The organism is Novosphingobium sp. Gsoil 351, from assembly GCF_009707465.1.
In the GTDB taxonomy this organism is placed as follows: domain Bacteria; phylum Pseudomonadota; class Alphaproteobacteria; order Sphingomonadales; family Sphingomonadaceae; genus Novosphingobium.
This window is the reverse complement of the sequence record NZ_CP046120.1, coordinates 98,785-117,147: the sequence shown is the minus strand read 5'-3', so window position 1 is coordinate 117,147 and position 18,363 is coordinate 98,785. Positions and strand designations below refer to the sequence as shown.

The following is an 18,363-nucleotide window of genomic DNA, read 5'->3' as shown; positions in this document are numbered from 1 at the left end:
GTCTCGATTTCGCTCGACATCAGCGCTCGGTGGGAAGGATCAGGCGGCGATCCCGCGCGGTGAGCGTGACAGTTCCGCACCAACCAGGCGATCGAAAGCCGAGCGCTTCGCCGCGCCCCCGATCGCCACGCTATAGCGGCCAATCGCGCGACGTTCGGTCCACAACCCGTCGATCATCGGATGCTCGGCAGCGGCGCAACTGTCGCACCAGGCGATCGCCTCGTTCTCGAGCAGCGCGAGGTTTTCCAGCTGGAGCAGCACACCCGGGGAGAAGCGCCCAAAACGTTCGTCGAACGCGGTCTTGTACGAAAACGCGCCTGGCGGGGTGATGAAGTTTGCGAGCATCGCGATCGGACGGGCGTCCAGCGTCAGGCTCAAGCGTTGGAGGCGGCCGCGTTCCGCCGCGCCGCGCAAGGCATCGCGAAACAGTCCCGCGGTAGCGTCGTGCACGGCCAATGCCGAGCCTGCCGCGCCTTTCCAGCCCGACGCTTCGAGTGCCAGAAAATGGTCAATCCACGTCGCCAGGCAACGGTCGTCATCATGGCGATCAAGCTTGAGCTTGCCCTGCTCCGACAGCCGGGCGTGCTGGCGCCGCAGTTCCTTGCGTCTCTTGCCCCGCACCGCTTGTTCGAGATAGTCGGGGGGCCAAGATCGGAATCGAGCAGCGCGCGCTCTGCATGATGGACCAGCTCGATCCGGCGGCCCTGCCCGGCGGCTTCGACGCGCAAGGCGGCGGCAAGATGGCCGTCGATCGGCAATTCGGGCAGATGCGCAAACAGAGCGGGTCCACCATTGGCGTCGGCCCAGACAAGAAACGCCGCCCAGAACGAACGCTCGCTGCCTTTGGCTACCAGCGGTGCGGCGGCGAAGCAGTTGGGGTGGAGCCATGTCCTCAAATGTGGCAGCGGCCAACGCTGATAACGCCAACTGCGCTCGATCGGCATGAGTCCGACCAGTTGCCCGGCGCGCTCGAAACGCAGGATCTCGACTTTGCCTGCCTTGTCGAACCGGCGTAGCGCGGGGAGCAAGTACCAGCTTTCGAAAAACGGATTGGGCTCAGCGGCGCTGAGCGCCAGTGCATCCCAGCGTTCGATGGCCGCCGCGTCGGCCCAACTCTTCCAGCTGGCGGACACGAACACGCTGTCTCCCGCGGCGACGGCGCGCGCGGGAGCTGGCGAATGCCGCGACAACTCGCGGCGCTCGAGGAAAAGTTCGACGCCCATGGGGCCGGGTCTAGCGCTGCTGGGCGAAAGTTCGGTTAACGGCGGTCAGCCGTGAAAAACCCCGCCCGGTCTAAGCCGGACGGGGTTCTTGAAGGTATTCAGCTGCTCCGAAGGTTCAGCCGATCCCGTTCGCCGCCAGCGCAGCGAGCAGAAGCAACGCGACAATATTGGTGATCTTGATCATCGGGTTCACTGCGGGTCCGGCGGTGTCCTTGTAGGGATCGCCAACAGTATCTCCGGTCACCGCGGCCTTGTGGGCCTCGCTGCCCTTGCCGCCGTGGTTGCCGTCCTCGATGTACTTCTTGGCGTTGTCCCAAGCACCGCCGCCCGAGGTCATCGAGATCGCGACGAACAGGCCACCGACGATCACGCCCAGCAGCAGCGCGCCGAGCGCGGCGAAGCCGTTGGCGGGCCCCGCGACCGCGGCGATCACGAAGTAGACCACGATCGGCGCGGCCACCGGCAGCAGCGACGGGACGATCATTTCCTTGATCGCCGCCTTGGTCACCAGATCGACCGTGCGGGCATAGTCCGGCTTGGTCTCGTAGGTCATGATGCCGGGGTTGTTCTTGAACTGGTCGCGAACGTCCTTGACCACCTCGCCCGCGGCGCGGCCGACGGCGGTCATTCCCATCGCTCCGAACAAGTAGGGCAGCAGCGCGCCGAGGAGCAGGCCCACGATCACGTATGGGTTCTCGAGGCTGAAGCTGACCTGCAAGTCAGGGAAGTATTCGCGCAAGTCGGCGGTGTAGGCTGCGAACAGAACGAGCGCGGCCAGGCCCGCCGATCCGATCGCATAGCCCTTGGTGACCGCCTTGGTGGTATTGCCAACCGCGTCGAGCGCGTCCGTCTTCTCGCGCACGCTGTCGTCCATCGCAGCCATTTCGGCGATACCGCCGGCGTTGTCGGTGACCGGACCGTAGGCGTCGAGCGCGACGACCATTCCGGCCAGCGCGAGCATTGCGGTGGCTGCATAGGCGATGCCCATGAGCCCGGCGAGCTGGTAGGCGATGATGATGCCCGCGCAGATCACCAGCGTCGGCAGCGCGGTCGATTCAAGCGAAATGGCCAGACCCTGGATGACATTGGTGCCGTGGCCGGTTTCCGACGCCTTAGCGATCGACCGGACCGGGCGGTAGTTGGTCCCGGTGTAGTACTCGGTGATCCAGATGATCAGCCCGGTGATGACCAGACCGAGCAGCGAGCAGTAGAACAGGATGCGTCCGCTGAAATTCACGTCGGCCCCCGCCAGCGTGTAGGATAGCGGATTCTCCATGCCGCCCAGCGCATACGAGATCGCCCACCAGATCGCCGGGACCGAGAGCACCGCGGTGACCAGGAAGCCCTTGTACATCGCGCCCATGATGTTCGTGCCGCCGCCGAGTCGGACGAAGTAGGTTCCGATGATCGAGGTCACGATGCAGACGCCGCCGATCAGTAGCGGCAGGCTCATCAACGTAAGCAGGTTATCCGCACCCTTGAGCAGCAGCGCGGTCAGCACCATCGTCGCGCCGACGGTGACGACATAAGTCTCGAACAAGTCCGCGGCCATGCCCGCGCAATCGCCGACGTTGTCGCCGACGTTGTCCGCGATCACCGCCGGGTTGCGGGGATCGTCCTCGGGGATTCCGGCTTCGACCTTGCCGACGAGATCGGCGCCGACGTCAGCCGCCTTGGTGAAGATACCGCCGCCCAGGCGCGCGAAGATCGAGATCAGCGAAGCGCCGAAGGCCAGCGCGACCAAAGCATCGACCACGGTGCGATCGTCGCCGCCGACAGTGTAACCGGCGACAGAGGTCAGATAGTAGAAGAACACCGCGATAGCGAGGAGCGCGAGGCCGGCCACAAGCATTCCGGTGATCGCCCCGGCGCGGAACGCCAGGGTCAGACCTTGTTGCAGGCCGACTTGGGCCGCCGCAGCGGTGCGCACGTTGGAACGGACCGAGATGTTCATCCCGATGAACCCGGCGACGCCCGAAAGCACTGCGCCGATCACGAACCCGGTTGCCGAAATCGGACCGAGGAACACGGTGACGATGATCGCTACGATAACCCCGACCACGGCAATGGTGGTGTACTGACGGCGGAGATAAGCTTGCGCGCCTTCCTGGATCGCCGCGGCGATCTCCTGCATCTTGTCGTTGCCCGCGCTCGATCCCAGCACCTGTCGGCTAGTGACGAACCCGTAGACGATGGACAGAAGTCCCAGAATAATGGCGATCGTGACGATGTTCACGGCGCTGCTCCCCCTATTTCGACCCAAATCTCGGTATGCGCATAACACGCGGCCCCGCTTGCGCAGGGCCGTGGACGGCGTCGCTATACGAAGGATTCGAGAGGGCGCAAGCCCTTACCGGGATGAACCGTGGAGATAGCCGAGCGGTTGCGACGGATCGGGCGGTGCACCATCGAGCAGAACCGGGAACTGCCCTGCGTGCACCACATCGCCGATACGATGCGCCGGTACGGGTGGCTCGGTCCCGGCGGGTAGCGTAAACAGCAGCTCATAATCGTCACCCCAGCGGAGCGCTTCGTCAGCTCGCCCCGTGGCCTCGACACCCTGCGCAAGTGGGACCGCCGCTGTCTTGACGGCGAGTGTTACCTTCGAGGCCGCGGCGATCCGCGAGGCATCAAGCAGCAACCCGTCGGACACATCCATCATCGCGGTTACCAGGGGGGCAAGCGCCCTGCCTTCCGCCAGCAATGGGACGGGCCGGGCAAAGGCGCGTGCGCCAACATGTTCATCGAGTCCCCCGCGCACCGCATCGAAGCCGAGCATCGCCGCACCGATCTCGCCGGTAAGCCACAGTCCGTCCCCCGCCCGGGCCCCGCTGCGCGACGGAACCGGGCGGTGGGTGGCGCGCCCGATCGCCGTGAGCCCATGCGCCTGCACCGCCCCGCCGCCAACGGAGTCGCCGCCCAGCAGGGGGACGGAAAAAGCCTCCAGCACCTCGCGCAGCCCGTCGATGAAGCGCAGATCGTCGGCTCCCAGGCTGTAACCGAGCAGCACCCCGATCGGTTCTGCACCTTTGGCCGCCAGATCGGATAAGTTGGTGGCGACCAGTTTCCACGCGACATTCGCGGGATCCTGGCCGGGAAGCCAGTGCACGCCTTCCACCATCATATCGTGTGTCAGGACCAGCGTCTCGCCGCCCACCTCGAGGACCGCGCAATCGTCGGCTAGGCCGCGCGCCGCGGGATGCGTGGCAAAAGCTCGCAGGGCGGCGATGAAGGCCGCCTCGCCGCTCATTTCACTTGCGGACACCCTTGGCCACGGCATCCAGCACCCCGTTGACAAACTTGGCCTCGCGCGCATCGAAGAACGCGTGGGCGACGTCGAGGTATTCGCTGATAACAGCGGCGGTCGGCACATCGCCGCGCGACAGCAGTTCGTAGGTTCCGGCACGCAAGATCTGCAGCATCGTCTTGTCGATCCGCGCGAGTGTCCAGCCCGAGGCGAGGCGCGCCGTTATCAACCCGTCGATCTCCTCGCGCCGGGCATGGGTGCCGCGTACGACATCGTCGAAGAACGCGGTGTCGGCGTCGAGATACTGTTCATCCTCGATTTCCGCACCGAGACGGTGCTGGTGGAACTCGTCGAGCAGCCGCGCGAGCGCGGTTTGCTCCATCTCGAGCTGGTAAAGCGCCTGGACCGCCGCCAGCCGCGCCGCCGAGCGCGCCTTGGATGTCGCTTTCATATGCCCAGCCTCACTTCGATCGAGCGCGCGTGCGCGGAGAGGCCCTCGGCTTCGGCCAGAGCGATGGCGGCGGGACCGATCTTCTCGAGCGCTCCGTCTCCCATCGCGATGAAACTGGTGCGCTTCATGAAATCGAGCACCGACAGCCCCGACGAGAAGCGCGCGCGGCGCCCGGTGGGCAGAACGTGGTTCGGCCCGGCGACGTAATCGCCGATCGCCTCGGGCGTGTTGCGCCCCAGGAACACGCTGCCGGCGTGGCGGATTTTCGCGAACAGCGGTTCCGGATCGGCCACCGCCAGCTCGATATGTTCGGCGGCGAGGCGATTGGCGAGCGCGGGGGCTTCATCGAGGCTGGCGACGACGATGATGGTGCCATGCGTCTCCCAGCTTTCCTTCGCTACCCGCGCAGTCGGCAGCAGCGCCAGTTCTACGCCGACCACATCCGCCACCTGGTCCGCGAACCCCATGTCGTCGGTGATCAGGATCGATTGCGCGGCAGGATCGTGCTCGGCCTGGCTGAGCAGGTCGGCGGCGATCCATTCAGGATCGTTGAGGCCATCGGCGATTACTAGGATCTCGGAGGGTCCGGCGACCATGTCGATCCCCACGACCCCGAACAACTGGCGCTTGGCTTCGGCGACCCAGGCGTTGCCGGGTCCGGTGATGACGTCCACCGGCGCAATCCGCGCGGTGCCATAGGCCAGCGCCGCGATCGCCTGCGCGCCGCCGATCCGCCACACTTCGTCGACCCCGGCAAGATAGGCGGCCGCCAGCACCAGCGGGTTGACCACGCCGCGCGGCGTCGGGGTGACGACAGCCAGCCGCTCGACTCCCGCGACCTTTGCCGGGATCGCGTTCATCAGCAGCGACGACGGGTACGCGGCGCGCCCGCCGGGAACGTAGAGACCCGCCGCATCGACCGCATTCCAGCGAGCGCCGAGGCGGACGCCCTCGGCGTCGATGCTGTCGCGGTCCACTGGCAACTGTTCACGATGGTAACTGCGAATACGCGCCGCCGCGAGTTCGAGCGCGGCGCGCAATGCCGGATCGAGCCCCTCGAAAGCCTCACGGCAAACGCCGGCGGAGATGCGCCAGTCTTCGCCCAGCACCTGCCGGTCGAACCGCTCTGTGTAATCGGCAACGGCTTCGTCGCCCCGCAGCCGAACGTCGTTGAGGATGTTCGCAACGTCGCCCGCAACCTCGCGGTCGCTCTCGCGGCGGTCGCGAACCAAGCGGTCGAACGCCGCGGCGAACCCCGGATCGCGCGTGTCCAGACGGCGCATCAGGCCGCTTGCCGAACCGAGGCCAGCGCGCGGAACGCATCGATCAGCGCGCCGAGCCGGGGGTCCGTCTTGAGCGCAGCGCGGTTGACGATCAACCGCGCCGAGACCGGCGTGATCACGCGGGTTTCGACGAGGCCGTTTTCCGCCAGCGTCTTGCCGGTCGAGACCAGATCGACGATCCGCCCCGCCAGCCCCAGCGATGGCGCGAGTTCCATCGCCCCGTTGAGCTTCACGCACTCGGCCTGAATGCCTTGGCTTTCGAAGTACCGCCTTGTGAGATTGGGATATTTGGTCGCGACGCGGGCGTGACTGGCGCTCGCCAGGCCCTCCGCATCGCGCGGTTCGGCGACCGACAGGCGGCAGTGGCCGATGTCGAGATCGACCGGAGCGTAAAGATCGGCATAGGCGAACTCGTCGATCACGTCGGACCCGACTATCCCAGCCTGCGCCGCGCCGTGGGCCACGAACGTCGCGACATCGAAGGCGCGGACGCGAATGATCCGCATGTCCTCGCACCATTCGTTCCCGGCGCAGGCGAACGACAGCGCGCGGTTCTTCTTGTCGTGGAAAGCGGCTTCGGGCACGACCCCGGCACGCGCCATCACGGGCAGCGCCTCGTCGAGGATGCGGCCCTTAGGAACGGCGAAAGTGAGCGGGGTCGGCATGGCCCGCGGCCCTTACGTCGCGGTGCGGCGCAGAGCAACCACTGGGACGACCGGGAGGACCCGAGCATGACCGAACACCGCTATCGCCCACAGACGCTGTACGCAGCCGGGGGCAGCACCGTCGCCGATGCATTCCACAACCAGGCGCTCTATTGCCGCGCCAACGACGCACCGATCACCGCGCGGATCGTCGAGGCGGTGGACGAACTGCTCGCGGGCGATGCCCCGGGCGAACTGCTGAACCGGGTTCGCGCCTGGACCGGCGCCCCGCTGGCCGATGCCCTGCCGTTGCGCGTTGCCGGGGGGCTCCATGCGCTGCACCTGCGGGGCGAGGAACCGGCGCTGAGCGCGATCTATCGCGGCGAGGATGCGGACGACCTCGCGGTGATCGGGGAAGTACTGGCCCGGCGCGAGGCCGATCTGCTCCCGTGGCTCGACGGCCCGCCGCAGACCAACGAGGCCGGGCGCTCGTCCAACTTCATCATCGCGCTGCTGTGGCTCGCGGAGCGGGGCCTGCCGCCCCGGTTCGAGTGCCTCGAGATCGGATCGAGCGCGGGAATCAACCTGATGATCGACCGCTATCGCTACGATCTGGGTGGAGTGGCAATCGGACCCGATGCGGGCGTCCTGGCGTTCGAGCCCGAATGGCGCGGTCCGCCGCCACCCGATCGCCCGATCGCCTTCGAATCGCTCAGGGGCTGCGATGTCGCGCCGGTCGACCTCACCGATCCTGCGCAGGCGCTCCGGCTCAAGGCGTATATCTGGCCCGAACATCGCGTCCGCTTTGCCAGGATGGACGCGGCAATCTCCGCCGCGACGCAGCGAAAGCCGGATATAGTCCGGCAGAACGCCGCCGAATTCGTCGAACAGGCGCTGGCGGTGCCCCAGGCGGCCGGCACCACCCGGGTCCTGATGCACTCGATCGTGTGGCAATACGTCCCGGCCGACCAACAGGCGCGAGTCTCGGCGGCGATGGCGGCGGCGGGCGCAAGGGCGACCGCGGAACGACCGCTGGCGTGGATCGCGCTCGAAGCAAACCGCACCGTCCACCATCACGAACTGACGGTGCGGTACTGGCCGGGCGGCGAGCAGCGCGTCCAACTGGGTGTGGCGCACGCCCACGGCGCCTGGCTCGAACATTTCGCCGAGCCGCTGCCGAGCCAATGGCCGAACTGACTTACCGCAGCCCCCGCTTGGCGATTTCCTCATCGATTGCATCGACGATTTCGCGCGAGCAGCTCGCGACGTCGGTGAGCGCGCAGTAGCCGAGCGAGGCGCTGCCGAAGGCGTCCGGCACGCCGTCCTTGCGCACGTTGATCACCAACGAATAGACCGTGAATTCGGACTTCCCCCGAACCTCGCGCGAACTCCGCGGCCGGGTCGATCGTCTGGACGATGACCGCCAATCCCGCCGCGGACTGGACCACCTCGCGCTTGTCGCCCGATGCCGCAATCAGGCCGCGAACGCGGTTGACCAGCACCCCGCCGATCGAATCGTTGCCGTCCCAGATCAGCCGCACCGCGACCGGCTGCGCAGCGGCGGGAAGCGGCGTCGCGGCCAGCATCAGCGCAATGAACATTCTGCCGATCATCGCTTCCCCCGGCGTGAACCCATCCCGAAGGCCAAATGCTACCCCGAAGGATGGTAAAAGTCGTAAACCGCCTGCGCAACCGTGGCGCTGACACCCGGCGCACGCTGGAGATCGCCCAGGGCAGCCGCGCGCACCTTGCCCGCGGTGCCGAAATGAAGCAGCAGCGCGCGCTTCCTTGCCGGCCCGATCCCCGGAATCTCGTCGAGTGGCGACGCCGTGATCGCCCTGCTGCGCTTTTCACGATGCGCACCGATAGCGAAGCGATGGACTTCATCGCGCAGCCGCTGGAGATGGAACAGCAGCGGCGAATTGACCGGCAGCAGCTTCTCGCGCCCATCGGGAAAATGAAACACCTCGCGCCCCTCGCGCCCGTGGTGCGGCCCCTTGGCGATGGCGATTAAGGGCACATCCTCGACGCCCATTTCCTCGAGGATCTCCTTGGCCGCGGACATTTGGCCCTTGCCGCCGTCGAGCAGCACCAGGTCCGGCCACATCCCGCCTTCGCGATCTGAATCCTCGAACTGGGCCCGGGCGAAGCGCCGCCCAAGAACCTCGCGCATCATGCCCACGTCGTCGTCGGTCTGGGCGGTCTTGATGTTCCATTTGCGGTACTGGCCCTTGAGAAACCCTTCCGGCCCCGCGACGATCATCGCGCCCAGCGCCTGGCTGCCCTGAATGTGGCTGTTGTCGTAGACCTCGATCCGACGAGGCGGTTCGGCGAGTTCGAGGAATTCGGCCAGCTCGCGGTTAAGCTTCGCTTTGGTTCCGCTTTCGGCCTGGCGGCGTTCCAGCGCCTCGACCGCGTTGCGCCGGGCCTGCTCAATCATCCGCTTGCGGTCGCCGCGTTGGGGCATCGAGATTTCGACTTTCCCGCCCGCGCTCGACGCCAGTGCTTCGCCCAGCAGTTCCGCCTCGGGCAAGACCCGATCGACCAGAATGCAACGGGGCGGCGGGACCTCTTCATAGAACTGGGCGAGGAAGCTGGTCAGCACGTCCTCCTCGCTCAGCCCTTCGGTGTGCGCGGGGAAGAACGCACGATGGCCCCAGTTTTGGCCGCCGCGGATGAAGAACGCCTGGATTCCGATGTGCCCGCCACTCCCCGCCAGCGCAAAGATGTCGGCGTTTCCCAGGCCCTCGGCGTTGATCGCCTGGCTGCCCTGGATGAAGGTCGCCGCACGCAGCCGGTCGCGCAGCATCGCCGCACGCTCATAGTCGAGTGCGGCGGCCGCCTCGGCCATCTGGCCTTCCATCTTCTTCTGCACCGCGCCGGATTTGCCGCCGAGGAAGTCCCGCGCCTCGGCGACCAGTTCGGCATAGCCCGCCTCGTCGATCCGCCCGACGCACGGCGCCGAACAGCGCTTGATCTGATAGAGCAGGCAGGGCCGGTCGCGGCGGCTGAAGAAGCCGTCGGTGCACGATCGCAACAGGAACAGCTTCTGCAGCGCGTTGATCGTGGTGTTGACGCTGCCCGCGCTGGCGAACGGGCCATAGTAGTTGCCCTTCGCCCGCCGCGCGCCGCGGTGTTTCGAAATCCGCGGAAATGCGTGGTCGGTGCGCAGAAGGATGAACGGGAAGCTTTTGTCGTCGCGTAACAGCACGTTGTACGGGGGACGGTAGCGCTTGATCAGCTGCGCCTCGAGCAGCAGCGCCTCGGCCTCAGAATTGGTGGTGACGATCGTGAGGCTGCGGGTCTGGCTGACCATCCGCCGCAACCGGGTCGAGAGCCGGTCGACCTGGGTATAGTTCGCGACCCGGTTCTTGAGCACCCGCGCCTTGCCGACGTAAAGCACGTCGCCGCGCGCATCGTGCATGCGATAGACCCCGGGCTTGGGCCGCAGGGTGCGCACCACCTCGCGGATCGCGGCGATCCCGGCGTCGAGATCGGGCGTCCCTTCGCCTTGCACTGCATAGGTCGCGCGCTCCTCGTTGAAGCGCGCGGACGAGGTGGGAAGATCCGGACGATCGGCTTTAGCCATGGGCGGCAGCCACCGCGCCGCAATCAACCGGGCCTGTCGTGGACCACTTGGACCACTGTCCAAGCGAAAATCTCTCGGCTCCCCGATCGCGACAGAAAGCGGGGTGGAAGAGACAATGGCGACGGCCGTGCATGAGCCCGCTTTGGCAAAAACGACCCCGTGTGGGAAAGCGATTTCGCAGCCGCCGCCCCAGCCCGAAAGCCTTGCCGGTGGACACTGGCGCGCCACATGACCAACCCGATTGACCGCGACTCCGCATCTGCTAGCCTGTTCCGGCAGACCCGCACGAGCGGGCCTCGTGCGGGAGAGATTGCCTTTGCGCCAGCTCCAGGGGATGGACCATTCGTTCGTCGCGCTCGAGACGCGCACGTCGCCGATGCATATCGGCTCGTTGCTGATCTATAACCCCGCGACCGCGCCCGGCGGGTTTGTTCGCTTCAAGGACATCTTGGCGTTCTACGAAACGCGGCTGCAACTGTCCAAGACGGTACGCCAGCGAATGGTTCGGGTGCCGTTCGACCTCGACTATCCCTATTGGATCGAGGACGAGGATTTCGACCTCGAATTCCATGTCCGCCACGTCGCGCTGCCCCAGCCGGGCGACTGGCGCCAGTTGTGCATCCAGGCCGCGCGGATCTTCTCGCGACCGCTCGATCTCACCCGCCCGCCGTGGGAATTCACGGTGATCGAGGGGCTGGGCAACATCCTGGGCATTGCGCCGGGCAGCTTCGCGATGGTCACCAAGGTTCATCACGCGGCGATCGACGGGATGTCGGGGATCGACCTGATGGAGGCGCTCCACACCCTGGAACCCCATACCGCCCCGCCCAACCGGCCCGACGAGTGGAAGCCCGAAAAAATCCCCGGCACGGGCGAACTGCTCGCCCGCGCCTGGCTCAACGCGATCAAGAATCCGTTCCAGCAGCTCAATGTCGCCGCGCGCAGCACGCCGGGGCTTTATCGGCTCCTCCAAGGTGTAATGGGCAAGAATTTCGAGATGGGCGGCGAAATGATCGCACCCAAATCGCGGTTCAACACCACGATCAGCGCGCACCGGGTGGTCGAGGGCCACAGCTTTCCGCTCAACGACATCAAGGCGATCCGCGCGCTGGCGCCGGGGTGCAAGCTCAACGACGTGTTTCTGGCGATCATCGGCGGGGGGCTGCGCCGCTATCTGCTGAGCAAGGACGACCTGCCCGAAAAGTCGATGACTGCGATGGCCCCGATCTCCGTCCGTTCGGGGGAGGAAAAGGGCGACATGGGCAACCAGGTTGCCGCCATGATCGTGCAACTGGGAACGCAGATCGAAGACCCGGCAGAACGGCTCGCCTACGTCCACGACAAGACCCGCAACTCCAAGGCGATGACCGAGGCGATCGGCGCGCGCAACATGACCGAGATGAGCAAGGCCAGCCCGGCGTTGTTCATGGCGCTGGGGGCTCAGCTTTACACCCGCCTGGGCCTCGCCAACCGGATGACCCCGCCGTTCAACACCGTCGTCACCAACGTCCCCGGCCCGCCCGTCCCGTTGTATTCGGCGGGCGCGCGGCTGGAAAGCATGATGGGCCTGATCTGCCTCAACGACGGGCTTGGCCTGGCCCACGTGGTGCAGAGCTATGTCGACGAAGCGACGATCAGCTTCACCGCCGACCGCGATCTTCTCCCTGATCCGCAGTTTTACATCGGCTGCCTGGTCGAGAGCTTCGAGGAGCTGCTGGCAGCTGCCAAAGCCCTGCCTCCGCCGGTCGAGAAGCCAGCGCCCAAACCCAAGCCGTCGGCAACGGCGGCCAAACGTGGCACCAAATCGGCGGGCAGACGTTCGCCGACTACCAAGCCCGCGAAAACCACAAAGCCCGGAAGCAAGAAAACCGCATGAGCACTGCCGCAACCGCCCACCGTCCGCCGTCCGATTGGCTTGCTTTTACCGAAGCGCCGCGTGCCGTGTTCGAATTCGCCAGCTTCCTTGCGCTGCGTCCGATGCTCTCGTTTCTCCCACATGGTGATGGGCATCCAGTGCTGGTCCTGCCGGGCTTTCTCGCTTCAGACACCTCGACCTTCCCGCTGCGCAACCTGCTGATCGGGCTTGGCTACGACGCGGTGGGCTGGGATCTGGGGCGCAACGTCCAGATCACCGAGACGCGGGTCAAGGCGATGGGGGCCTGCCTCAACGCGCTGCACAAGCGCACCGGGCGCAAGGTTTCGATCGTCGGCTGGAGCCTGGGCGGCCTGCTCGCGCGCGAACTCGCCAAGCTGCACCCCGATGCGGTCCGCCAGGTGATTTCGCTCGGCAGCCCGCTGACCGGCGACCGCGGCATCTCAAAGGTCGGACGGATTTTCGAAGCGCTCAATGGGCCGGTCCCGGAAGTCCAGCGTAACGGCCGGTTCACCGATCTGGATACCCCGCCGCCGATGCCATCGACCTCGATCTTCACCAAGAGCGACGGCGTGGTCCAATGGCGCGGGTCGATCCAGCCCGAGGGTGCGGGACGCGAGAACGTCGAAGTCCTGGCCAGTCACATCGGCCTTGGGGTCAATCCCACCGTGATGTGGGTCATCGCCGATCGGCTCGCGCAGAACGAAGGGGAATGGGCCCCGTTCGAGGCCAAGGGCTTCGCCGCCTGGGCGTTCCCGGACAAATGGGCGTTGCACTGAGCGGGCCCGTTGCCTCGGCGCGCGATTGGCGGGTCGAAAAGCTCGACCGCCTCCGCCGCCTGATCCTGCAGGCCGATTCGGCCATCGTCGAATCCGTCAAATGGCGCAAACCGTCCAACCCGGCGGGTGTGCCCGTGTGGGAAGCGGACGGCATCGTCTGCACCGGCGAAACCTATAAGGACAAGGTCAAGCTGACCTTCGCCCACGGCGCGAAGCTTGAGGATCCGGCAAGCCTGTTCAACGCCAGCCTCGATGGCGGCACCCGCCGCGCGATCGATTTCGGACCGGACGACGAGCCCGATGGCGCCGCGTTCAAGGCGCTGATCAAAGCGGCGGTGGCGTTCAACCGGGCGAAGTGACCGCTAGAACTGCTTTCTGAAGCTGACTTCGAAGAAGCGACCCTTGGGATCGAGGAACCCCGGCTGATAGCTTAGCGGGACCAAGCCGTTACCGTCGGTCACACGCTGCTGTGCATCGAACAGATTGTCGACCCGCAACGACAGGCGGCTGTGGGCGAAGAAGGGCACGGCCTCGACCACTTTGGGCATCCGCCCGAGATCCGCGAACAGGCGCAAGTCGAATGTCGCGATCGGGGCGAAGGAGAGCTGGCTAGCACCGGTCAGCGAGTTGCCGGCGATGTTCGCACCCCCGGTATAACTGGCCGAAGCGCGCAAGCCGAATCCGCGATAGAAGCCTCCGCCTTCCAGTTCGACTCCGTGGCGCGCGACCGGGCTGCTGCCCGTGGCGTCGCCGCCGAGCAGATCGAGCGTCGGTCCTGCCGCGCCGATCCGGACGCTCTGGTCGAAGCGGATCGTGTGGTAGATCGACAGGTTCCAGCGGCCCTTGCCATCGCCCCCGCCCGGCCCGCCGAACCGGCCGCCACTGCCACCACCACCGCGTCGGGCTCGCTGAGCGCCGGCGCCGTCGGGCCGCCCGCCACCCCCGCCCGCTCCGCGCAGCGCCGCGAATGGACTGTCGCTGCCGGCGTTGGGATCGGCCTTACCGAAGCTGCCGGACAGGTTGAAGCCATAGCGCAACCGCTCGCCGGTCTCCTCGGCGAAAGTCACTGGACGCCGGTCGATCGAGACGAGCCGCCCGCTCGCGTCGCGAACCACCCGGCCCGGGAACGCGGTCTCGATTGCGGGGGTCAGCAGGGGGAATCCGTTGGTGGTGTTGCGCGAATTGTTGCGAAAATACTCGGCGACGAAGTTCGAGCGCTCGAGAAACGGCAACTGCCAGGTCACCCCGAATTTCCAGTCGCGCTGGCGTTCCTTGACCAGGTCGGGATTACCGCCGCTGGTGACCGTCGCCAAGACGGTCTCGCCGCGGGTAAAATCGTAGACCGGCACGTTGGGGGTGACGATCACCGGACCGCCGAGATCGGCCAGCCCCGGCGCGGCGTTCTTGGCGATGTAGGTCGCCTGGAGCGAAAGCTTTTCGGTGGGCGACCAGGTCAGCCCCGCACCATAATCTGTCAGCGTGCCGAAGTCGGAGAGGCGATCCACCCCCGCGTTGAGATTGAGCGAAAGGTCGCCGATCGCGCTGAGCACCTCGTTGCGGCGGCTCGTCAGGGGCAGGTCGAGGTTCACGCCCGCCGACAGATTGCTGCGATCGAGGTTGGTCTGGCCGACGGTGCGCGTGCTGGTGCTTTCCAGCGCGGTGTAGTCGAACCCGGTCTTGACCGTCAGCGAGGCATCGCCCGCGGGCAAGTGAAACGGCCGCCCGACCAGCGTGAGCAGGCTGGTCGCGGTATCGGTCCGGCTGCTGGCGACGGTATCGGGGCTGAGCAGGATCGCCCCGGTCGGCAGCGCGCCGGCAACGCTCAACTGCCCCGCATCGACCAGCGCCTGGAGCGAACGCGCATCGGCACGGTTGTCGGTGCGGCTGGTGCTGTCGACGTGGCTGTAGTCGGCAGTGGCGGTCAGCCGCCATGACCCCAATTGGCGGTTGTAGCCCGCGCCGAGCGAGGCGGTGGCGGTTTCGCCGCGCCGCGTCAGCGCATCGGGGAACAGGAAGTTGCGCACGGTCGGACCGCTGGCATCGTTCAGCGTCACTGAGTTGAGGCCGAACCGAGAGCGGGTATAGTCCTTTTCCAGGTTGGCGTTGATGCTAAGCGATCCCCCAGCAAGCGGCCGGGCCCAAGTGCCGTTGAACTCGACCGACTTGGTATCGGGCAACAGCGTGCGGAATGCCGCGGGATCGGGATCGCCCACAAGCTTCGCGCCCGTCAGCGAGGGCTGGATGATCCCGCGCTCGGCCTCGCTCAGCGGACTGGCGTCCTTGAAGCGCACCGTGGCGTTGAGCCGCGACTTGCCCGCAAGCTTGAGGAGCGAGGCGCTCTGCTCGTTGGTCGAATAGCCGCCGCTGCCCGGCAGCCCGGCTTCGACCTGGATCGTCGTGGCCGCGTAGTTTTCCTTGAGGATGAAGTTCACCACCCGCTGGTTTGGCGGATAGCCGTATTGCAGTGCGACTTCCTCGGGCAGGATCTGCACCCGCTTGATCGCTTCGGGGGAAAATCGCGCAGTTCGCGGAAGCCGGCGATACGCTGGCCGTTGAGCAGGATCACCGGCCGTCCCGCGCCGCGCCCGCGGCCCGATCCGGTTTCGGGCGCCAGAAACGTCAGCAGCTCGTCGAGGCTGCCAGCGCCGTAAGAGGCTACGTCTTCCTCATCGAGTTCCTTGATCGGCGGCTTGGCGGTTTCGACCTGCCCCGCGACGCGGCTGCCGATCACCACGATCTCGTTGCCTGGATCGGTGGCGCTATCGTCCGGCACCGCGTCGCCGACGGGCGCGGCGGGTGCCTGCGCGACCGGCGCGGCGTCCTGAGCGCTGGCGGCTGTCGATAGCATGGCGAAAGCCATGGAGGCGAGCGAGGCCGCCGGTGCGGGGTTCATCGATGCGGCCCTTTCGTTCGTCTTTGGCCCAAGTCGGAGCCAATCAGCATTCCCCGCCAAGCGCTTAGCTGGCTGCCGCGTTCCCCCGGAACAAGCCGCAATCCGTAACAATTTGTCGCGGAAGCTCGCAGGCTTCCCTTTTCCGGCGCTTGCGGCTAAGGCGCGCCCGGCCCACTTCCGGGCCCACCAGGGATCGATTTAACCGCCTATGGCGAAAGAAGAACTTCTCGAGATGCGGGGCACGGTCGTCGAGCTGCTGCCGAATGCCATGTTTCGCGTCCGCCTCGAGAACGATCACGAGATCCTCGGTCACACCGCAGGCAAGATGCGCAAGAACCGCATCCGCGTGCTGGTCGGCGACGAGGTGCTGGTCGAGCTGACCCCCTACGATCTGACCAAGGGCCGGATCACCTATCGCTTCATGCCCGGCCGCGGCGGCCCCGGGATGAACTGAGGTGCGCGCGTGAGCGCACCTGAACTCGTTTTAGCTTCGGCCAGTCCCCGGCGGATCGAACTGATCGCCCGGCTGGGGATCGTGCCCTCGCGCGTCCTGGCCGCCGACATCGACGAAACGCCGCGCCCGGGCGAATTGCCGCGTGCCCACGCGATCCGCGTCGCGGGCGAAAAGGCTCGCGCCGTCGCCGTCATCGCTCACGGTGCGTTCGTCATCGCCGGTGACACTGTCGTCGGCGTCGGTCGCCGAATCCTGCCGAAGGCCGAGGACGAAGCGACCGCGCGCGCGTGTCTGAAGCGTATTTCGGGACGCCGCCACCGGGTCTTCTCGGCGGTCGCCCTGGCCTCGCCTGACGGGACCGTTCGCGAAGCGCTGAATGAAACCGCGCTGCGCTTCAAACGGCTCTCGGATGGCGAAATCGACGCCTACATTGCGGGTGGCGAATGGCGGGGCAAGGCTGGTGGCTATGCGATCCAGGGCATGGCCGAAAGCTTCTGCCTGTGGCTTCAGGGCAGTCATTCGGGGGTGATGGGCCTGCCCCTTTACGAGACCCGCAAGCTGCTGCTGGCCGCCGGGCTGCTCCATGGCTGAATGGCTGGTCGAGGAAGGCATCGGCGAGCACCGCGCCGCGCTATTCGAGGCAGGCGAGATCGTCGCGGCACGGATCGATTGGCCGGGCGGGCTGGTTGCCGGACAGGTCGAGGATGCGGTGCTGATCGCGCGAACCGCCGGGGCCAATCGCGGATCGGCGCGTTTCGCCAACGGAGAGTTGGCGCTGGTCGACGGGCTTCCGCGCGAGGCCAGCGAAGGCGCGGCGCTGCGCCTTGAGGTCAGGCGGGCTGCCAATGCCGAGCGGAGCCGGAGCAAGTTCGCGCTGGCACGCCCGACCGAACGACCGCCATGCCCGGCGCCATCGCTTGCCCAGAGGCTGGGCGCGCGCATTGTGCGTCATTTCGATGGCTGGGACGAAGTTTGGTCGGAGGCCACCAGCGGCACTATCGAATTCGCCGGAGGACGCCTGACCGTGGAACCGACCGCGGCGATGACCGTCATCGACATAGATGGAGACCTTCAGCCTTTCGCGCTCGCCCTTGCTGCGGTTCCGGCGGTCGCCCGGGCGATCCGGCGCTTCGATCTGTCCGGCTCGATCGCCATCGATTTCCCGACGCTCGCCGCGCGCCACGAACGCAAGGCGATCGACGCCGCGCTCGACGATGCGCTGGGCGATTGGCCGCACGAGCGCACGGCGATGAACGGGTTCGGGCTAGTCCATCTGGTCGCCAGGCTCGAGGGTCCATCGCTGATCGACCGGATCATGCGGCGTTGGCCCGACGCGACTGCTCGCTTGCTGCTGCGCCGGGCCGAACGTGTGAGCGAGCCCGGCAAACTTATGCTCATCGGGCCGTCGCGCGTGCGGGCGGCGTTCCATCCCGAGTGGGAAGCCGAACTCGTCCGGCGAACCGGTCGTTCCGTCGTCTGGCGGACGGACGACACGCTTGCGCCCTACGCCGCATTCGCCCAGGCGGTGCCGTCATGAACCGTCCCGTCCGCAAATGCCCAGTCTGCGGCAAGCCGCGTTCCGAGGAGCACAGTCCGTTTTGCTCGACCCGCTGCCGCGACCGCGATCTGGTGCGCTGGCTCGACGATGGGTATGTGCTGCCCGGTCCCGCGATCGATCCCGACAATGGCCAGCTCGATGGCGAAGAAGGCTTCTAAAGGGGCTGGACAGCCCAGCGCGGCATCGTCATAGGCGTCGCTCCAACCGCTCGCCGGTCCTTTTTGGCCGCCGCCGCAGCGACGCCCGGGTAGCTCAGTTGGTAGAGCACGTGACTGAAAATCACGGTGTCGGCGGTTCGACTCCGTCCCCGGGCACCACTGCCGCCGAAGCGGCTGGCTACTACGCTCCAGCCTAGACATACCCCGAATC

At 66.6% G+C, this 18,363-nt stretch carries 19 protein-coding genes and 1 tRNA gene; 10 read left to right on the top strand and 10 right to left on the bottom strand.

All coding sequences use genetic code 11. The annotated features are described in order from the left end of the window. Positions 1 to 39: 39 nt before the first annotated feature. Positions 40 to 621: a GNAT family N-acetyltransferase gene (locus tag GKE62_RS00515; RefSeq protein ID WP_195908537.1), complete on the bottom strand. Its 582-nt coding sequence runs from the start codon at positions 619 to 621 to the stop codon at positions 40 to 42. 59 nt (positions 622 to 680) lie between these two features. Here GKE62_RS00515 and GKE62_RS18360 point away from each other — a divergent pair, with 59 nt between their 5' ends. Further along, on the top strand, positions 681 to 1,016 hold the full coding sequence (locus GKE62_RS18360) for a hypothetical protein (protein ID WP_195908536.1): 336 nt from the start codon (positions 681 to 683) through the stop codon (positions 1,014 to 1,016). Between the two features lie 322 nt (positions 1,017 to 1,338). Here the strand turns inward: GKE62_RS18360 and GKE62_RS00510 are convergent, their stop codons facing one another. From GKE62_RS00510 to hisG, 5 genes are all read right to left on the bottom strand, one after another. Beyond that, positions 1,339 to 3,459, bottom strand: coding sequence for a sodium-translocating pyrophosphatase (locus tag GKE62_RS00510; RefSeq protein ID WP_154690546.1), 2,121 nt, complete (start codon positions 3,457 to 3,459; stop codon positions 1,339 to 1,341). Between the two features lie 114 nt (positions 3,460 to 3,573). Beyond that, on the bottom strand, positions 3,574 to 4,473 hold the full coding sequence (gene thiL / locus GKE62_RS00505) for a thiamine-phosphate kinase (protein ID WP_154690545.1): 900 nt from the start codon (positions 4,471 to 4,473) through the stop codon (positions 3,574 to 3,576). A 1-nt stretch (position 4,474) separates the two neighbouring features. Continuing rightward, positions 4,475 to 4,921 carry a transcription antitermination factor NusB gene (nusB, locus tag GKE62_RS00500; protein ID WP_154690544.1) on the bottom strand — a complete coding sequence of 149 codons (447 nt, stop codon included), beginning with the start codon at positions 4,919 to 4,921 and terminating at the stop codon, positions 4,475 to 4,477. After that, the gene (hisD, locus tag GKE62_RS00495; RefSeq protein ID WP_154690543.1) at positions 4,918 to 6,204 is read right to left on the bottom strand and encodes a histidinol dehydrogenase; all 1,287 of its coding nucleotides are present in this window, start codon (positions 6,202 to 6,204) and stop codon (positions 4,918 to 4,920) included. The genes nusB and hisD overlap by 4 nt, the downstream gene beginning before the upstream one ends. After that, complete coding sequence (gene hisG, locus GKE62_RS00490; protein WP_154690542.1) at positions 6,204 to 6,869, bottom strand: ATP phosphoribosyltransferase; 666 nt, start codon at positions 6,867 to 6,869, stop codon at positions 6,204 to 6,206. Before hisG ends, hisD begins: the two co-directional genes overlap by 1 nt. Before the next feature lie 66 nt (positions 6,870 to 6,935). Between hisG and GKE62_RS00485 the strand changes: the two genes are divergently transcribed. Next, complete coding sequence (locus GKE62_RS00485) at positions 6,936 to 8,045, top strand: DUF2332 domain-containing protein (RefSeq protein ID WP_154690541.1); 1,110 nt, start codon at positions 6,936 to 6,938, stop codon at positions 8,043 to 8,045. A 29-nt stretch (positions 8,046 to 8,074) separates the two neighbouring features. Here the strand turns inward: GKE62_RS00485 and GKE62_RS00480 are convergent, their stop codons facing one another. Together GKE62_RS00480 and uvrC are read right to left on the bottom strand one after the other, a co-directional pair. Then, entirely contained in the window at positions 8,075 to 8,461 is a 387-nt protein-coding gene (locus GKE62_RS00480; protein ID WP_154690540.1) for a hypothetical protein, read from the bottom strand. 38 nt (positions 8,462 to 8,499) lie between these two features. Continuing rightward, the gene (gene uvrC / locus GKE62_RS00475; RefSeq protein ID WP_154690539.1) at positions 8,500 to 10,437 is read right to left on the bottom strand and encodes an excinuclease ABC subunit UvrC; all 1,938 of its coding nucleotides are present in this window, start codon (positions 10,435 to 10,437) and stop codon (positions 8,500 to 8,502) included. A gap of 334 nt (positions 10,438 to 10,771) precedes the next feature. On the opposite strand from uvrC, the gene GKE62_RS00470 reads away from it, so the two are divergent. From GKE62_RS00470 to GKE62_RS00460, 3 genes are read left to right on the top strand one after another with little or no spacing between them, the layout of a single operon-like run. Beyond that, positions 10,772 to 12,313: a wax ester/triacylglycerol synthase family O-acyltransferase gene (locus GKE62_RS00470; RefSeq protein WP_154693479.1), complete on the top strand. Its 1,542-nt coding sequence runs from the start codon at positions 10,772 to 10,774 to the stop codon at positions 12,311 to 12,313. After that, positions 12,310 to 13,089: a triacylglycerol lipase gene (locus GKE62_RS00465; RefSeq protein ID WP_154690538.1), complete on the top strand. Its 780-nt coding sequence runs from the start codon at positions 12,310 to 12,312 to the stop codon at positions 13,087 to 13,089. Before GKE62_RS00470 ends, GKE62_RS00465 begins: the two co-directional genes overlap by 4 nt. Continuing rightward, on the top strand, positions 13,074 to 13,448 hold the full coding sequence (locus GKE62_RS00460) for a DUF1801 domain-containing protein (RefSeq protein WP_195908535.1): 375 nt from the start codon (positions 13,074 to 13,076) through the stop codon (positions 13,446 to 13,448). Before GKE62_RS00465 ends, GKE62_RS00460 begins: the two co-directional genes overlap by 16 nt. 3 nt (positions 13,449 to 13,451) lie before the next feature. On the opposite strand, the gene GKE62_RS00455 is transcribed toward GKE62_RS00460, so the two are convergent. Together GKE62_RS00455 and GKE62_RS00450 are read right to left on the bottom strand one after the other, a co-directional pair. After that, entirely contained in the window at positions 13,452 to 15,581 is a 2,130-nt protein-coding gene (locus GKE62_RS00455) for a TonB-dependent receptor domain-containing protein (protein ID WP_154690536.1), read from the bottom strand. Further along, complete coding sequence (locus GKE62_RS00450) at positions 15,518 to 15,982, bottom strand: hypothetical protein (protein WP_154690535.1); 465 nt, start codon at positions 15,980 to 15,982, stop codon at positions 15,518 to 15,520. The genes GKE62_RS00455 and GKE62_RS00450 overlap by 64 nt, the downstream gene beginning before the upstream one ends. A 208-nt stretch (positions 15,983 to 16,190) precedes the next feature. On the opposite strand from GKE62_RS00450, the gene infA reads away from it, so the two are divergent. The 5 genes from infA to GKE62_RS00425 all read left to right on the top strand — a co-directional run bounded on the left by infA (position 16,191) and on the right by GKE62_RS00425 (position 18,311). After that, entirely contained in the window at positions 16,191 to 16,436 is a 246-nt protein-coding gene (gene infA / locus GKE62_RS00445) for a translation initiation factor IF-1 (RefSeq protein ID WP_154690534.1), read from the top strand. 9 nt (positions 16,437 to 16,445) lie between these two features. Further along, positions 16,446 to 17,027, top strand: coding sequence for a nucleoside triphosphate pyrophosphatase (locus tag GKE62_RS00440; protein ID WP_154690533.1), 582 nt, complete (start codon positions 16,446 to 16,448; stop codon positions 17,025 to 17,027). Then, the gene (locus GKE62_RS00435; RefSeq protein WP_154690532.1) at positions 17,020 to 17,973 is read left to right on the top strand and encodes a ribonuclease E/G; all 954 of its coding nucleotides are present in this window, start codon (positions 17,020 to 17,022) and stop codon (positions 17,971 to 17,973) included. Before GKE62_RS00440 ends, GKE62_RS00435 begins: the two co-directional genes overlap by 8 nt. Further along, complete coding sequence (gene yacG, locus GKE62_RS00430; RefSeq protein ID WP_154690531.1) at positions 17,970 to 18,152, top strand: DNA gyrase inhibitor YacG; 183 nt, start codon at positions 17,970 to 17,972, stop codon at positions 18,150 to 18,152. The genes GKE62_RS00435 and yacG overlap by 4 nt, the downstream gene beginning before the upstream one ends. Before the next feature lie 83 nt (positions 18,153 to 18,235). Beyond that, a tRNA-Phe gene (locus GKE62_RS00425) sits at positions 18,236 to 18,311 on the top strand. Positions 18,312 to 18,363 lie beyond the last annotated feature (52 nt).

Bases quoted from the DNA above. Each gene is read 5' to 3' on its own strand.
- GKE62_RS00460 (WP_195908535.1), top strand. From the start codon at position 13,074: ATGGGCGTTGCACTGAGCGGGCCCGTTGCCTCGGCGCGCGATTGGCGG.
- yacG (WP_154690531.1), top strand. From the start codon at position 17,970: ATGAACCGTCCCGTCCGCAAATGCCCAGTCTGCGGCAAGCCGCGTTCC.
- GKE62_RS18360 (WP_195908536.1), top strand. From the start codon at position 681: ATGGACCAGCTCGATCCGGCGGCCCTGCCCGGCGGCTTCGACGCGCAA.
- hisD (WP_154690543.1), bottom strand. From the start codon at position 6,204: ATGCGCCGTCTGGACACGCGCGATCCGGGGTTCGCCGCGGCGTTCGAC.
- GKE62_RS00465 (WP_154690538.1), top strand. From the start codon at position 12,310: ATGAGCACTGCCGCAACCGCCCACCGTCCGCCGTCCGATTGGCTTGCT.
- GKE62_RS00470 (WP_154693479.1), top strand. From the start codon at position 10,772: ATGGACCATTCGTTCGTCGCGCTCGAGACGCGCACGTCGCCGATGCAT.
- nusB (WP_154690544.1), bottom strand. From the start codon at position 4,921: ATGAAAGCGACATCCAAGGCGCGCTCGGCGGCGCGGCTGGCGGCGGTC.
- uvrC (WP_154690539.1), bottom strand. From the start codon at position 10,437: ATGGCTAAAGCCGATCGTCCGGATCTTCCCACCTCGTCCGCGCGCTTC.
- hisG (WP_154690542.1), bottom strand. From the start codon at position 6,869: ATGCCGACCCCGCTCACTTTCGCCGTTCCTAAGGGCCGCATCCTCGAC.
- GKE62_RS00435 (WP_154690532.1), top strand. From the start codon at position 17,020: ATGGCTGAATGGCTGGTCGAGGAAGGCATCGGCGAGCACCGCGCCGCG.
- infA (WP_154690534.1), top strand. From the start codon at position 16,191: ATGGCGAAAGAAGAACTTCTCGAGATGCGGGGCACGGTCGTCGAGCTG.
- thiL (WP_154690545.1), bottom strand. From the start codon at position 4,473: ATGAGCGGCGAGGCGGCCTTCATCGCCGCCCTGCGAGCTTTTGCCACG.
- GKE62_RS00485 (WP_154690541.1), top strand. From the start codon at position 6,936: ATGACCGAACACCGCTATCGCCCACAGACGCTGTACGCAGCCGGGGGC.
- GKE62_RS00480 (WP_154690540.1), bottom strand. From the start codon at position 8,461: ATGATCGGCAGAATGTTCATTGCGCTGATGCTGGCCGCGACGCCGCTT.
- GKE62_RS00450 (WP_154690535.1), bottom strand. From the start codon at position 15,982: ATGAACCCCGCACCGGCGGCCTCGCTCGCCTCCATGGCTTTCGCCATG.